At 59.6% G+C, this 14,741-nt stretch carries 12 protein-coding genes; all 12 read right to left on the bottom strand.

The window, feature by feature from the left end:
- Nucleotides 1-72: 72 nt before the first annotated feature.
- The 12 genes from ACGYK7_RS11820 to ACGYK7_RS11765 all read right to left on the bottom strand — a co-directional run bounded on the left by ACGYK7_RS11820 (nt 73) and on the right by ACGYK7_RS11765 (nt 14,737).
- Complete coding sequence (locus ACGYK7_RS11820; protein ID WP_027264390.1) at nt 73-1,125, bottom strand: branched-chain amino acid ABC transporter permease; 1,053 nt, start codon at nt 1,123-1,125, stop codon at nt 73-75.
- Between the two features lie 3 nt (nt 1,126-1,128).
- A complete protein-coding gene (locus ACGYK7_RS11815) occupies nt 1,129-2,013 on the bottom strand; it encodes a branched-chain amino acid ABC transporter permease (protein WP_028288586.1) in 885 nt (294 codons plus the stop codon).
- A 15-nt stretch (nt 2,014-2,028) separates the two neighbouring features.
- The gene (locus ACGYK7_RS11810; RefSeq protein WP_234163364.1) at nt 2,029-4,026 is read right to left on the bottom strand and encodes an AMP-binding protein; all 1,998 of its coding nucleotides are present in this window, start codon (nt 4,024-4,026) and stop codon (nt 2,029-2,031) included.
- 4 nt (nt 4,027-4,030) lie between these two features.
- Nucleotides 4,031-4,810: an ABC transporter ATP-binding protein gene (locus ACGYK7_RS11805; RefSeq protein ID WP_028288584.1), complete on the bottom strand. Its 780-nt coding sequence runs from the start codon at nt 4,808-4,810 to the stop codon at nt 4,031-4,033.
- A gap of 211 nt (nt 4,811-5,021) precedes the next feature.
- Nucleotides 5,022-5,861: a MaoC family dehydratase N-terminal domain-containing protein gene (locus ACGYK7_RS11800; RefSeq protein ID WP_152467124.1), complete on the bottom strand. Its 840-nt coding sequence runs from the start codon at nt 5,859-5,861 to the stop codon at nt 5,022-5,024.
- 11 nt (nt 5,862-5,872) lie between these two features.
- Nucleotides 5,873-7,036, bottom strand: a complete 1,164-nt coding sequence (locus ACGYK7_RS11795) for an acyl-CoA dehydrogenase family protein (RefSeq protein ID WP_152467125.1) — start codon at nt 7,034-7,036, stop codon at nt 5,873-5,875.
- A 3-nt stretch (nt 7,037-7,039) separates the two neighbouring features.
- Nucleotides 7,040-7,834, bottom strand: coding sequence for a citryl-CoA lyase (locus ACGYK7_RS11790; RefSeq protein ID WP_152467126.1), 795 nt, complete (start codon nt 7,832-7,834; stop codon nt 7,040-7,042).
- Entirely contained in the window at nt 7,834-8,748 is a 915-nt protein-coding gene (locus ACGYK7_RS11785; protein ID WP_152467127.1) for an SDR family NAD(P)-dependent oxidoreductase, read from the bottom strand. The genes ACGYK7_RS11790 and ACGYK7_RS11785 overlap by 1 nt, the downstream gene beginning before the upstream one ends.
- Before the next feature lie 12 nt (nt 8,749-8,760).
- A complete protein-coding gene (locus ACGYK7_RS11780) occupies nt 8,761-9,720 on the bottom strand; it encodes a hydroxymethylglutaryl-CoA lyase (RefSeq protein ID WP_152467128.1) in 960 nt (319 codons plus the stop codon).
- Nucleotides 9,721-9,724: 4 nt separating this feature from the next.
- On the bottom strand, nt 9,725-11,731 hold the full coding sequence (locus ACGYK7_RS11775) for a biotin carboxylase N-terminal domain-containing protein (RefSeq protein WP_152467129.1): 2,007 nt from the start codon (nt 11,729-11,731) through the stop codon (nt 9,725-9,727).
- Nucleotides 11,732-11,741: 10 nt separating this feature from the next.
- Complete coding sequence (locus tag ACGYK7_RS11770) at nt 11,742-13,349, bottom strand: acyl-CoA carboxylase subunit beta (protein ID WP_152467130.1); 1,608 nt, start codon at nt 13,347-13,349, stop codon at nt 11,742-11,744.
- Nucleotides 13,346-14,737, bottom strand: coding sequence for a phenylacetate--CoA ligase family protein (locus ACGYK7_RS11765; protein WP_136340197.1), 1,392 nt, complete (start codon nt 14,735-14,737; stop codon nt 13,346-13,348). The genes ACGYK7_RS11770 and ACGYK7_RS11765 overlap by 4 nt, the downstream gene beginning before the upstream one ends.
- Nucleotides 14,738-14,741 lie beyond the last annotated feature (4 nt).

Genomic DNA, 14,741 nt, shown 5'->3' with positions numbered 1-14,741 from the left:
AGTAAGCCGCGAAGACCTCGATTCGATTGGTAAGTCATATTCTTCCTCCCAGGTTTAGAGCCGCTCTATTTCTCAGTAAGGAAACGGCCAGATACGGTATGACGACTTCAGGATGTTCCAGCGGTGCATCAGCCCCTTGGGTTCGAGGATCATAAACAATGCGATCACGCCGCCAAGAACGACATTCATGCCAGCGAACACGATGTCACCGCCAAGGAATGATACCGAGTCGGCGATATTGGGGCCGACCGTCGCGATAATTTCCTGGATGATGCGGATAATGAAGACGCCGATCAGGGCCCCCACGATTGAACCCATCCCGCCGACGATGATCATCGCGACGAAGAAGATCGAGTGAAACAGGGTGAACTGGTCTACCCCCACGAAGCGGATCAGATAGGCCCAAAGCGCCCCGCCGACGCCCGCATAGAAAGCGCCGATCAGGAAGGCATTTGCCTTTGTGGCCGCGACATTGATCCCCATTATACCCGCGGCCACGTCATCATCCCTGACCGCCACGAAGGCACGGCCGAAGCGTGACCGAACGATCCCGAACGCGCCCGCCACCATGATCGCGGTCACGGCGAAATTCAGATAGAACTGCGAAGATTCGCTGACAAATCGCAGCCCGAAAAGCTCGGCCGGGGGCACGGTGATACCGTTCGACCCACCCAGCCAGGTTGACGGCAGGTTCAATACGGCAAAGTGGAACAGGAACTGAGCTGCAATCGTGGTCAGTGCCAGATAGAACCCCTTGATCCGCGCCGCGGTCAAGCCAAAGAGAAAGCCGAACAGCGCAGCCGAGAGCCCGGCCAGAGGAATGGTCAGCAGAAACGTAAGGCCGGTCTTCGAGGCCAGTATCGAGGCCGTATAGGCGCCGACCCCCATGAACGCCGCCTGACCCAGGTTGATCTGGCCCGCATAGCCGGTGCAGATCTGAAGCCCGACGGCGATGACGGCGCTGATCATCATCATATTCAGGATAGCGATGATACGGCTGCTCACCAGGTAAGGCGCCAACAGCAGTAGAGCCATGAATACGACGAGGGCCAGAAACTGCCAGCGCGTTCGGATCAAACGTCTGTCACTGCGATAGCTTGTCGGGAATACGCCAGAAGGATCCATGGATTACACCCGTTCGATTGTGCGCCAGCCGAACAGGCCGGTCGGCCGGATCAGCAGAATGGCAAGCATTATGATATATGGAACGACACTGCCGAGCGAGCCACCGATCAACGGATCAAGGTAGTTGGTGGTCAAGCTCTGCGCGATGCCGATGATTATTCCTGCCAAGATAAGCCCGCCGATGGATTCCAGCCCGGCAAAGAGCGCCACCGGCAGGGCCGCGAACCCGATATCCGAGGCCAGGAAGGTCAGCGATTTGCCGCTGAGAAAGATCATCGCACCAATTGTGGACAGGATTGCCCCGAGAACCCAGGCAACGGCAATCGAGCCTTTCACCGAAATGCCCATCGAGGAAGCTACGACGTGGTCCTCCGCCACAGCGGTCATACGGAGGCCGGACCGGGTCCGGTTGAAGAACCACGACAGGCCGACGGCCGCGACAATGGTGATGATCCCACCTATCAGGAGGTTCATCGGGATCAACATATCGCCGAGGAACAAGGGTTTCAGCGGAAAAATGATCGGGAAGGGTCTTACCGCGGGACCGAACACAAGCAGCACCAAACCGCGCAGCAGGATCAAAAGGCCGACGGTGACCATGACCATCGAGAAAACCGATTCACCGATCAGCTTTGTCAGGAAAATCCGTTCGATTGCGTACCCGACCAGCCCGGCCAGAACCAGCGAAAGGGGTATCGACAACCAAAGGCTAAGCCCCGCTTGCATCGTTGTGAACCAGACGATGAACCCGCCGATGATCACAAGCTCGCCCTGCGCGAAGTTGAACACCTTGCTGGCGCGGTAAATCACAACAAAGCCCATGGCCACCAGCGAATACAGAAGGCCGATCAAAGCCCCGGTAATGATGTCATTGATGAAATAGACCATTGTCGCCGACCTCCTTTAAGATTTGGACTGCCGCTTGGCAGCCTTCGATGCGTTTTCAACATCCGACACGCGAACCGTGGTCTTGAGAACGCCTTGACGGCCGTCCTGATAGGTCACAGCGATTTCGAGATCTGTCTCGTCATCGCCAGCATAGATCGCCTCGACGAGCTTGGCATACCGTTCCTCCAGAAAGGCCCGGCGAAGCTTTCGGCTGCGGGTCAACTCGCCTTCATCCGGGTCGAGTTCCTTGGGAAAATTCGCAAAACGTGCCACGCGCGAGCCTTCGGGCAGGAGCGCATTGATGCGCGCCACTTCGCCTTTGATAAGGTCCAGAACTTCGGGTTTCTGCGAGAGATCGGTGTAGGTCGAAAAGCTGATCTTGTTCTCTTCCGCCCAACGCCCGAGAACTTCCATATCGATATTGATAAGCGCGCTGACGAAGCTCCGGGTTTCGTCGCCCAAGGTCATGAGATCCTTGATGAAGGGGCTATACCGCAACCGCGTTTCGATGAATTGCGGCGGATAGCTGTGCCCATTTGCCAGGCGGCGCATATCCTTGACACGGTCAAAGAACAAAAGCTCGCCGTCGTCGGTCATCGACACCGCGTCACCGGTCTTGTACCAACCGTCTTCGGTCAATTCCTCTGCGGTCTTTTCGGGCTTGCCGTGATAGCCACCGAAGCCCGATCCGCCACGCACCTGAAGCTCCCCTTCGTCCGAGACCCTGTATTCCAGCGGTTCGCCGTAGTTCGTGTTGCTTTGCATCCAGCTGCCGCTGGTTTCCAGCTGATAGCTTTCGCCGACATGCGCGGTCAGAAGGCCGATTTCGGTCGCGCCATACACGTTGCGCAGCTTAACCCCCATCGCGTGGAACATACGAAAGACGTCAGGTGCCATCAGGGCGCCGCCGCTCATTGCGTTTTTGGCCTTACCAAGGCCAAGATTGTCGCGCAGGTGATGCAGCACCAGAGCTTCGGCAAAGGGAAGCTGCAGGCGTGCGGCAAGGCTGGGGCTACGCCCCTCCAGCCGTTCCACATAAACGTCGTGGCCGACCTTCATGCCCCAGTTGTACATCGCATTGCGGATTTTGCCCGCCCCCAGCATCCGGGCCTGAACGATGGAGGCGAGATTTTCCCACTGGCGCGGGCTGAACACCAGTGCGTCGACCGCCAGTTCGCGAATGTTGGTCAGTACGTCTTCAGGGCCTTCGGGGAAATTGACGACCATGGGCGCGATCAAACCGATCGACAGGCCGAAAATCTGTTCCGTGACCCAGGCCGGCGAAATGTAGGTCAGGTATTCGGTGCCCGGCGCGATTTCGATTGCCCCCATCACCCGCGAGCAATTGTCGAACAGGTAGCGATGGCTGATGACAACGCCCTTGGGTTTTCCCGTGGTACCCGAGGTATAGGACAGCAAGGCGGTATCGTCCGCCCGTCCACGTTTTACGTGTTCTTCAAATCTGGCGGGTTCCTTGGCGTGGATCTGACGCCCTGCCGCGCTCACACTTTCAAACGAATGCAACAGGGGATGATCATAGCCCCACAGACCGGAATCGTCCCAGTAAACGACCGCCAGGGCGCCCGAGTACTTGCCCGCAATCTCGATGCATTTATCGACCTGCTCCTGATCCTGCGCCAGAAAAATCCGCGTTTGCGAGTCTTCGGCCAGATACAGAATCTCTTCAGCGTTTTGATCCGGATAGACAGACAGGACTTTGCCGCCTAACGACTGGACGGCGTATTCAGCCCAGAAATGTTCGGGTTCGTTTTCGCCAATCATCATGACGGATTCGCCAGCCGACAAGCCCAGGTTCTCCAACCCGAGAGCCAGGGCGCGAACCCTGTCAAGAACATCGGCCCAGGTGAATTCACGCCAGATGCCCAGGCGCTTGTGCCGTTCGGCGAGGTTGGTCGGTGTGGATGTCGCTCGCGCGAGCAAAACCTGCGGCAGGGTTTCGCTATGTGTCACTGCTGGGTCCGAAAAGACCATTGCTGTCCGTTGTTTGACCATGCCGCTACCCCAGATATGCCTTTATGACAGCCGGGTCCTTCTGGATTTCTTCCGGGGTGCCTTCGGCGATGACCCGCCCGAAATCCAGCACCACGATCCGGTCGGCAAGGTCCATCACGACGCCCATGTCGTGCTCCACCAGAACTACCGGAATCTTGCGCGCCTCGCGCACATCGAGAATGAAGCGCGCCAGGTCTTCTTTTTCCTCCGAGTTCATGCCGGCCATCGGTTCATCCATCAGCAGGATCGACGGTTCCTGCGCCAATGCACGGCCCAGATCGACACGCTTGCGCAACCCATACCCCAACGTGCCCACGGGCCGGTTGCGGATTGCCTCGATCTCGAGAAAATCGATGATCTCCTCTGCGGCTTCACGATGTTCCGATTCCTCGCGCATCACGGGACCGAACTGGAAAAAGGCCTGGACTACATTCGATTTCATCAGCATGTGGCGGCCGATCATAATGTTTTCCACCACCGTCTGCCCGGCAAAAAGATGGGTGCCCTGAAACGTCCGCGCCAGACCGCGCCGGGCGATCTGGTCAACACGCAGGCCGGTCACGTCCTGCCCGGACAATTCGACACGGCCCTTCTGCGGACGGTAGAAGCCCGCAGTCACGTTCAGAAGTGATGTTTTTCCGGCTCCGTTCGGTCCGATAATTGCAAGCAATTCATCGTCGGCCACAGAAATGCTCACATCGTCGAGCGCGGTCACACCGCCAAATTTCAAAGTTGCACCACGCACCGCAAGCGGTGAGGATACGTGCCCGTTATTCGTGGTCATGTTGCGGCCCGTGCTTTTGCCCCACACCTCATGGAGGCGCGCATAGCCTGACCGCACGGTTTTTCGTTGGTTACGAGTTTTCCTCGCATTGTTCCTCCTCCCACCTCTAAATTCAGAGGTTTGCCTGGTTTATTTACCAAGTTTCTCCGCCATTCCTAACAGATGTTAGAAAATTTGGTCAACAATTGAATTCGCTACCGAAGAAAAACGATCAGACAGCCGCGTACTCTGCGGAAAAGCTTCGAAGACCGTTTTGATCCTGACACCAGACTGTCCCGGAGGTGCCGGTCTCTTCATTGTGCAGTTGCAATTCGCAGGGCAGGGTGAGTGGCGCGAGTCCGCGAAAAGAAAACCGGTGAGGCGATGTTTTCAACGCATCCGCCGCCAGATTCAGAAGTAGCGTGGCTTGCAAGGGGCCATGGACAACAAGCCCGGAATAGGCTTCGGTTTCGGTGGCGTAGATGTGGTCATAGTGAATGCGATGGGCATTGAACGTCAGCGCCGAATAGCTAAACAGCAGAACAGGATCCGGTGTCAGGGTCGATCTGAGCGTGGTGGGGTCACCCGCGTCAGGTGCGCTCTCGCCCGTGCGGGGGGCGGAAATCTCACGATAAACGATCGTTTGCTGCTCCCGGATACAAAGCCGGTTGCCACTCAGATACTCATGTTCGACGGTCACAAAGACCAATGGTCCACTACGGCCCTGCTTGGCCACAATATCCCTGATCGAAGAGCGTCGGGTGATGGTTTCGCCGATTTTCAGCGGCGCGATATGCGTAACATCGCCGCCAGCCCACATGCGGGCGGGCAGCGGAACAGGGGGCAGAAATCCACCCCTCGCGGCATGGCCGTCTTCTGACAGGGCGGTCGCTGGCACGGTATCAAGGGCAAGGCACCAATGAATTCCCAGCGGGACATCGCCCGCTCCATCCCAAAGATGCGGACCGAGCGTGGCGCGGAATTTGTCGATCAGCCCGTGCGTCAGAACATCTTCCTTAGTCTCGGTGCGTCCCAGCCAGGGCGCCAGCGCGTCAAGGTCGATCTCACCCATAATCCTAGCCTTCAGAACGATCTTGGCATGCCGAGGATATGTTCTCCGACATATGACAGGATCAGGTTGGTCGAGATCGGGGCGACCTGATAGAGGCGCGCCTCGCGGAACTTGCGCTCGACATCGTATTCCCGTGCGAAACCGAAGCCGCCATGGGTCTGAATGCAGGCATTGGCCGCTTCCCAGCTGGCCTCCGAAGCCAGCAGCTTAGCCATATTCGCCTGTGCTCCGCAATCCAGCCCAGCATCGAACCGCCTGCAGGCTTCAAAGCGCATCAGATTGGCGGCCTCGATGTTCACATAAGACCTGGCGATAGGGAATTGCACGCCTTGGTTCTGGCCGATGGGACGGTCAAAGACCACGCGGTCACCGGCATAGGCGCGGGCTTTGTCGACGAACCAGTATCCATCACCGATACATTCCGCCGCAATCAGGGTCCGTTCGGCGTTCAACCCGTCAAGAATATGGTAAAACCCGCGCCCCTCGGTGCCGATCAGGTTCTCGGCGGGGATTTCCAGGTTGTCGAAAAACACTTCATTGGTTTCGTGGCCGGGCATATTGGCGATGGGGCGGACCTCCATCCCGTTGCCGATAGCCTCTTTCAGATCGACCATAAAGATCGACAGGCCCTGCGACTTTTTCTTGACCTCGCTCAGCGGCGTGGTGCGTGCCAGCAGGATCATCAGGTCGGAATGCTGGATACGGCTGATCCAGACCTTCTGGCCATTGATCTCATACCGGTCACCTTTCTTGACCGCGGTGGTCTTCAGTTTGGTGGTGTCGGTCCCGGTTGTCGGTTCGGTCACGGCCATGGATTGCAGGCGCAACGCGCCGCTGGCGATGCCGGGCAGGTATTTCTGCTTTTGCTCATCCGAACCATGCCGCAGCAGCGTGCCCATGTTATACATCTGCCCGTGGCAATGGCCCGCGTTTCCGCCGCAGCGGTTCACCTCCTCCATGATGATCGAGGCTTCGGTCAACCCCAGACCCGAGCCACCGTATTCCTCTGGGATCATCGCGGCAAGCCAGCCCTCGCGGGTCAGCGCATCGACGAATTCCTCGGGGTAGGTTTCGTCTTCGCCGAACTTGCGATGATACTCTGGCGGAAACTGCGCGCAAAGTGCGCGCAAGGCGTCGCGCAGATCGGTGTGAGTGTCTGGGGCTGACGTCTGCATCGGTTACTTCGCTCCCGGACCCGACGTTTCAAGAATTTCCTGCTCGGCACGCTGCCAAAGCTCATAGGAAATCGGGTTTTCGCTCTCTTCGAGGATATGACCGACCAGACCGATGGCGCGTGCCATGACGCCAAAGCCCCGCACGATCTTCCAGGGGAAGCCAAATTCACAGCAGATCGCTCCGATCGCCCCGGTGGCGTTGATCGGCAGCATCTTACCCGATTTTTCTTCGGCAACGGCCTGAATTTTCTGGATCAACTCGATGTATTCACCGGACTTGCCGTTCTCGGCAGCGATCTGGAACAGGCGAGGTGTGCGCGGATCGACCGGCTTGTGCACCGGATGGCCCAGCCCCGGCACGATCATCTTGCGGGCGCGGAATTTTTCCACCGTCTCGACGGCCAGCGCATCCAGATCGACACCGGTGCCCAACTTGTCCTGTGGCAGTGCCTCGTAAAGCATCTTCGAGGCACCCTCCATAGAACCGACAAAGACGGTGCCCAGCCCGCACAAGCCAGCCGCCACAGCCGCCTGAAGCGATTCCGGCGCCCCCATATAGGTCATCCGCGCCGCCAGGGCCGAGGGCGTGATACCATGTTCGACCAAGGTAATGACGATAGCGTTAAAGACGCGGCTTTCCTCGGGCGTGGCCTTGCGACCCGTCAACTGCAGAAACGCCAGATCGCCGAGGTTCATGTGGCCCAGGATCTCGTTGGGCAGATCGAGCCCACGCACGCTGATCTTGTCAGAGGTGCTCCAGGCAATGTCGGAGCTGATTTTTTCTTTGCGTTTTCCCATCAAACCGGATCCCACGAAAAGACATCCGCCGAAACTTCGAGCGGCGTGAACTGTGATTTGAGCGCGGGAATGGCGCGCTCGGCGATTTCATCGGCGGTCCAGCCATCATCGGAATGAACCGACCGCACCGGGCGGGGCTGGTTGAACAGGAAGATCTCGTTCTTGCGAACCGCAAAGATTTGTCCTGACACGTCAGCCGCGCGGTCGCTCATCAGGAAACAGGCCATCGGTGCAACCTTGGCCGGTGTCATCTCCTTGATCTTTTCGACCCGTGCCACCTGTTCCGGGGTGTCTGTCTTGATAGACGAGATCATCCGGCTCCAGGCGAAGGGCGCGATGCAGTTTGACCGCACGTTCCAGCGTTTCAGGTCGAGCGCTACCGATTTCGAGAAGGCCGCGATGCCCAGCTTTGCCGCCGAATAATTCGCCTGCGCCAGATTGCCGATCAGCCCCGAGGTCGAGGTCATGTGCACCAGAGCACCGCCCTCTTGCTCGCGGAAATAATCGGCCGCCGCGCGGCTGGTGTTGAAGGCGCCATAGAGATGGACCTTCACCACCGCGTCGAAATCCTCGTAGGTCATTTTGTGGAAGAACCCGTCGCGCAGGATGCCGGCGTTGTTCACCACCGCGTCGATGCGGCCGAATTCCTTGACACCCGCCTCGATCATCGCGCGCGCGGCGTCCGGATCGGTGACGTTGCCGCCATCGGCGATCGCATCGCCGCCCGCCGCCTTGATCTCTTCGACGACTTTCTGCGCCGCAGTTTCTGTCTGACCGGTGCCTTTCAGGGATGCGCCCAGATCATTGACCACCACGGCGGCGCCTTCTGCGGCTGCCATCAAGGCGATATCACGCCCGATCCCACCGCCGGCCCCGGTGACCAGAACGACCTTTCCGTCAAGTGCTTTTGTCATCTTCTTGCTCCCTCAGCGTGACTTGCGGTATTTGTCCAACCCGCCGGTGTGCATGACCCGGCCCATGAGCGGCACACCGATGATCTCTTCTGCTTTGACCGCCGCTGCGATCAGCTTGTCCAGATCAATGCCGGTTTCGATGCCGAGCTCGTGACACAGGAACACTGAATCCTCGGTGCAGACATTTCCTGCGGCGCGCGCGTGGCCGTGGCCCGCGAAAGGACAGCCGCCAAGACCGGCGACGGAGCTTTCGAACATGTCCACGCCCATCGACAGGGCCGCATAAACGTTGGCGATCCCCAGCCCACGTGTGTCATGGATGTGCATACCGATGCGCGCCTCGGGCGCCAATTCGCGCAGGGCGCCGATCATCCGTTTGACCGCCTCGGGGTTTCCCCAACCCATGGTGTCGGCGACCACGAGGATCGGCACGGGGATGTTCTCTTCTTCGCATAGCTGAAGGATAAAGCGGAAATCGTCCAAGATGCGTTCTTGGGGGATGGGGCCCTCGAGGTTGCAGCCGAAGGCGGTCATCACATAGGCCGCGTCGACGGTATATCCCTCTTCCTTGTAAAGACGGACCCAGTCACGTTGTTTTTCCCGCATCTCGGCCGAGGAACAATTGTTGTTCGATTGGGCGAATGCTTCGGAAGGATAGAACAGCAGACGCGGGTCGATATCGACCTCATGCGCGGTCAGGGCCTTGCGAAACCCTTTGTCGTTCAGCCACAGCGATGTGTAGTTCACGCCCGGTTTGCGCTTGATACGCTGGAACAACTCGCCGGTGTCCGCCATCTGAGGAACGTATTTCGGGCTGACAAAGCTGCCGACCTGAATGCGTTTCAAGCCGGTTTCGCTGAGCATGTCGATCAGTTCGATCCGCTCTTCGATCGGGTAAATCTTCTTTTCGATCTGAAAACCCTCACGCGGGCCTTCTTCACGAAATTCTACGAATTTGGGAAAGTCGCTCATTTCATCACTCCTCGGATGGCAGGATCTCGGCGATGACCTGGCCGCGATCGACCATGTCCCCATTCGAGACGGATATATTGCTGGCGATCCCGGCCGCGGCCGCCCGGATCGAGATTTCGAGTTTCATGGATTCCATGACCGCGACCACGTCGCCTTCGGCCACGCTCTGACCATCGGAGACCTTGATTTCGACAATCATGCCGGTCAGCGGAGAGGTCACGGCGCGATCCGCCGCGGCATTGTCGCCGGCAAAGGCAAGGGGCGCGGCGGGCCGAAATACCAGGCGGCCTTCGGGCGTATCCAGTTCGATCACGCCCGCGTGCAGGCGCGCGTCGATCAGATGGACGGTGTCGCCTTCGCCGACACGCCAACGGCCCGGGGTCAGTTCACGTGCCGACAGTATCAGCGCCTCGCCTTTCTCCGAATGGATGGTGTACTTGGCACCCGGTTTGACAGGACTGACGCGCAGTTCTTCGGATACCTCGTCAGAATCGGTAAGCGTCACGCGCTGCCCCGCTTCAATCGCATCGCCGCCCAGTCCAAGCCGCCAGCCGGTAAAGGCATCACGGTTGGTCCAGGGATTGGCGTTTGTGTCGCTGCGCGACTGGGTCACGAAGAGAATGGCAGCGGTCGCCTTCCACAGATCGGGGCGGGTCAGGCCGGGTGCCTGTGTCAGCTCATCCAGCCTGCCGTCGATCCAGCGGGTATGCACCTGCATCCGTTCGAATTCATGGTTTCGCGCCAGCGCCGTTAGAAAGGCGCGATTGGTCTCGACACCTTCGACCGCGACATGATCAAGCGCCGTGGCCAGACGTGCCAATGCGGTTTCCCGGTCGGGCGCGTGCACGATCAGCTTGGCGATCATCGGGTCGTAGTAGGGCGTGACGGCATCGCCTTCTTCGACGCCGCTGTCGATGCGCAGGCCCGATGGCAGGCTGAGCGTGGAGAGCGTGCCCGTCGACGGGGCGAATTGCATCGCCGGATCTTCGGCGTAAAGCCGCGCCTCGACCGCGTGGCCGTTGATCGTCAGATCGTCCTGCACCAGTCCAAGGCCCGCGCCTTCGGCAATCCGCAGGTGAAGCGCGACAAGGTCCAGCCCGGTGATCGCTTCGGTGACGGGATGTTCCACCTGAATGCGCGGGTTCACCTCAAGGAAGAAATACTCGCCACCCGCGACCAGAAATTCGACCGTGCCCAGCCCGCGATAGTCCAGCGTTTCGCCCAAGCGCACCGCGTCGCGTGCGATGTCGTCCAGAAGCGTTCGGGGCAGACCCCAGGCCGGGGCTTCCTCGATGACCTTCTGGTGGCGGCGCTGAAGCGTGCAATCGCGTTCGAACAGATGCACCACATGGCCTTTGCCGTCACCTGCGATCTGCACTTCAACATGGCGCGCCTCGGGCAGGAAACGCTCCAACAGCAGCCCTTCGGAGCCGAAGGTGGATTTTGCTTCGCGCAGCGCGCCTTCGATGTCCTCGACCAGCGTGGTTTCGTCAGTGACGAGCCGTTGTCCGCGCCCACCACCGCCGCCGACCGCCTTGAGCAGCACCGGCAGGCCCATTTGGCGCACCTCCTCGGCAATCTGCTCGGGATCGGACCGCGCACCTTCGGCGCCCGAAATCACCGGGACGCTGGCCGCCACGGCGGCCTCTTTGGCGCTGGCCTTGTCGCCGAAACGTTCAAGCGTTTCAGGCGTCGGCCCCATGAAGATCATGCCGGCGGCTTCGACCGAACGAGCAAAATCGGGGTTTTCGGCCAGAAAGCCATAACCGGGATGGATCGCATCCGCGCCCACTGATTGCGCAGCGGCAATCACCGCGTCGATTTTCAGATAGCTCTCGGATGCAGGTCCGGCGCCGATACAGACAGATTTGCCAATCTCGCGGACATGCAGGGCATTGGCGTCGGCCTGCGAATGCACGCCGACGGGAATGATACCGCTGGCCCGCGCAGTGCGCGCGATCCGGCAGGCAATTTCGCCGCGGTTGGCGATCAGAAGCGTCTTGATTTTCACGGTTCGCTCCTCACATCCTGAACACGCCGAATTTGGTATCGACCTTGGGTCTGCGCGATGTCACATCCAGCATCAGCGCCATGACATCACGGGTCTCACAGGGCTCGATCACGCTGTCGATCCAAAGGTTGGAAGCAAAATTATAGGCTCCCTGAAAATCTTCGTATTCCTTGCGGATCGGTGCCTTGAAGGCTTCCTCCTCCTCGGGGGTCCAGCTTTTGCCTTCGCGTTCGTTGATCTGCGCGCGGACCTGAGCCAGCACGCTGGCGGCCTGTTCCGGCCCCATGATCGCCGACCGTCCCGTCGGCCAGGCAAACATTGCGTCCGGCTGGAACGGGCGGCCCAGCATGGCCAGGTATCCCGCCCCATAGGAGCCGCCGGTGATAATGGTGAATTTCGGCACCCGGGCCGAAGACATGGCCGTGATCATCTTGGCGCCAGCCTTGGCAATGCCCATCTGCTCGACCTCGCGGCCCACCATGAAGCCGTTCACATCGGCCAGGAACAGCAGCGGAATATCACGCTGGACGCAGAGATTGATGAAATGCGTGGCCTTCAGTGCGGCTTCGACGAAAAGCACGCCTGTATTTGCGAGAATACCGACCTCGTGGCCGTGGATGCGGCCCCAGCCGGTCATGATCGTGTCGCCATAAAGCGGTTTGAATTCGTGAAAATCGCTCTCATCGACCAACCGAGCCACGATTTCGCGGTTGTCGGTCGGCACCTTGGGGTCGCGGCTGATGAGTCCATAAATCTCTTCGACCGGGTAGGCGGGCGCACGGGGCGTTTCGGGCGTCTTGCGGGGTTGGGGTTTTTCGCCAAGATGGCTGACAATTTCGCGCGTGATGGCCAGAGCGTGGGCGTCATCTTCGGCCAAATGGTCTGTCACACCGGAGACGGACGAATGCATCTTGCCGCCACCCAGTTCTTCGGCTTCGACCTTTTCGCCGGTTGCGGCAAAGGTCAATTCCGGTCCGCCTAGATACATAAAGCCCTGACCGCGCACGATCACCACTTCGTCACAGAGCGCGGGGATATAGGCACCACCCGCGGTGCAGGGCCCCATGACCACGGCGATTTGCGGCACACCATCGCCAGACATGCCGATCTGTTGGTGAAAGATGGAGCCGAACTGGCCTTCGTCGGGGAAAAGGTTGGCCTGGTCGGGCAGGAAGGCACCGCCGGAGTCCACGAGGGTGATGACGGGCAGGCGGTTTTTCCAGGCAATTTTCTGTGCCCGGACGTGTTTGCGGCAGGTGATCCCGAAATAGGTGCCGCCCTTTACGGTGGCATCATTGGCGATGATCATGCACTGACGGCCTTCGATCACGCCAATACCGGTGATGATGCCGGCGCCGGGTGGAACTCCCTTGTGCATATTCAGTCCGGCCAACTCGCCGAGTTCCAGAAATGGTGTGCCCGGGTCGATCAGTCGTTCGATCCGTTCGCGCGGCAGGATTTTGCCTTTGTCCACATGACGTTTGCGCGCCATTTCGGGGCCGCCGACGCGCTGTAAGAGCCGGAGGGCATGTAGTTCATCGACCTTTTCGCGGTAAGACACGTCGTTGGCGCGGAAGTCGTCCGACGCGGTGTCGAGAAGGGATTTCATTCTAGTCATGGCAGGTCTGGATATTTCCTGAGAACGAAGGCGACCTTGGCGGCGCCAGGTTTTTCGAAAGTGTCGGCCGCAACCAGGTGAACGTCGGCCTTGAAGACCAAGGATTCGCGCAGGCGCTGCTCGATTTTCTTTTTGAGGGTGACGTCATCGGCCGGATCGCGATTGGGGCCGCGTTCGACAATCACCGTCAGCGCGCCCTGCGTGGTGTGGCCCTCGAAATCGGCCACGATGCGCATGACGCCATTGGTGTCCGGCACCATTTCGGTAATGACGCTGTTGATCGCCGACGGGAAGACATTGGCCCCCCGGACGATCAGCATGTCGTCGGTCCGGCCGGTACAGCGGATCTTCGGCCCGGTGCGGCCGCAGGAGCATTCGGTATCGATCACTTCGATATAATCGCCTGACCGGAACCGCACGAGCGGGCTCGCCTGGCGGCCGAGCGCGGTATAGACCATCTCGCCCTCGGCACCTTTTTCCCAGGGGATGATTTCGCCGCTTTCGGGGTCGAGCAATTCGGTGATGATATAGTCCATGTTGACCATGTGCATACCCGACTGGGCGTCGCACTCGGCCCAGTATGTCACGCCCAGATCGGTGCCGCCCAGCATCTCGGTGCATTTCGCACCCCAGGCCTTTTCGATCTTTGCCCGAATTGCGGGAATGCCGCCGCCGGGTTCGCCGCCGACGATCACGCGCTCGATACCCAGTTCGCTGGCCTTGCATCCCAGCACCTCGGGAGCCTTTTCGGCCAGGTGCAGAACAAAGTTCGGAGCGCCGACCACGCAACGCGGCCGCGTGTCTGCGCAGGCGCGCAGCAGACGTTCTGCACCGCCATCCGCCCCCACCGGCACATCGATCGTGCCCATGTACTGCAATCCCTGCATCACCGGGATGCCGCCGACAAAGCCCTTGGCCAGCGAAAACGCGTGCAACACCATATCGCCCGGTCGCACCCCGTTGGCGAAGAAGCAGCGCGCCGTCATCTCGTGCCACATTTCGGCGTCGGATTCGGTCAGGGCCACATACGAGGGGCTGCCGGTGGTGCCCGACGAGGCCTGCATCTGGATGATGTCCGACATTGGTGCCGCGCGGTGCTTGCCGAAGGGCGGTTCCGCAGCAAGGCTTTCGCGGATCTCGGTCTTGTAGGTGTAAGGCAGCTTCTGCAGGTCTTCGATGCTGCGAATCTCGTCGAAATCGACACCGGCGTCGGCGAACTTTTCCTGATAGAAGGTCGAATTCGACTTGAGATAGGCCATCTGGTCACGCAGCCGCTCTTCCTGAATACGGCGCACCTCGTCGAGCGGCGTGCCCTCGATCGCGTGCCAGAAGCGATCATTTACCTTGTCGGCGGCATCCTCCCGCCGGAAGCGCATTCCAAATTGCATGTCG

The organism is Sulfitobacter sp. 1A15299 (genome assembly GCF_043556915.1).
Lineage (GTDB): Bacteria > Pseudomonadota > Alphaproteobacteria > Rhodobacterales > Rhodobacteraceae > Sulfitobacter.
The sequence above is the reverse complement of the archived record's forward strand: the minus strand, read 5'-3'. Positions and strand labels throughout refer to the sequence as shown.

Excerpts from the sequence above, each read along its gene's own strand:
- ACGYK7_RS11820 (WP_027264390.1), bottom strand. The coding sequence starts at position 1,125 with ATGGATCCTTCTGGCGTATTCCCGACAAGCTATCGCAGTGACAGACGT.
- ACGYK7_RS11815 (WP_028288586.1), bottom strand. The coding sequence starts at position 2,013 with ATGGTCTATTTCATCAATGACATCATTACCGGGGCTTTGATCGGCCTT.
- ACGYK7_RS11810 (WP_234163364.1), bottom strand. The coding sequence starts at position 4,026 with ATGGTCAAACAACGGACAGCAATGGTCTTTTCGGACCCAGCAGTGACA.
- ACGYK7_RS11805 (WP_028288584.1), bottom strand. The coding sequence starts at position 4,810 with ATGACCACGAATAACGGGCACGTATCCTCACCGCTTGCGGTGCGTGGT.
- ACGYK7_RS11800 (WP_152467124.1), bottom strand. The coding sequence starts at position 5,861 with ATGGGTGAGATCGACCTTGACGCGCTGGCGCCCTGGCTGGGACGCACC.
- ACGYK7_RS11795 (WP_152467125.1), bottom strand. The coding sequence starts at position 7,036 with ATGCAGACGTCAGCCCCAGACACTCACACCGATCTGCGCGACGCCTTG.
- ACGYK7_RS11790 (WP_152467126.1), bottom strand. The coding sequence starts at position 7,834 with ATGGGAAAACGCAAAGAAAAAATCAGCTCCGACATTGCCTGGAGCACC.
- ACGYK7_RS11785 (WP_152467127.1), bottom strand. The coding sequence starts at position 8,748 with ATGACAAAAGCACTTGACGGAAAGGTCGTTCTGGTCACCGGGGCCGGC.
- ACGYK7_RS11780 (WP_152467128.1), bottom strand. The coding sequence starts at position 9,720 with ATGAGCGACTTTCCCAAATTCGTAGAATTTCGTGAAGAAGGCCCGCGT.
- ACGYK7_RS11770 (WP_152467130.1), bottom strand. The coding sequence starts at position 13,349 with ATGACTAGAATGAAATCCCTTCTCGACACCGCGTCGGACGACTTCCGC.
- ACGYK7_RS11765 (WP_136340197.1), bottom strand. The coding sequence starts at position 14,737 with ATGCAATTTGGAATGCGCTTCCGGCGGGAGGATGCCGCCGACAAGGTA.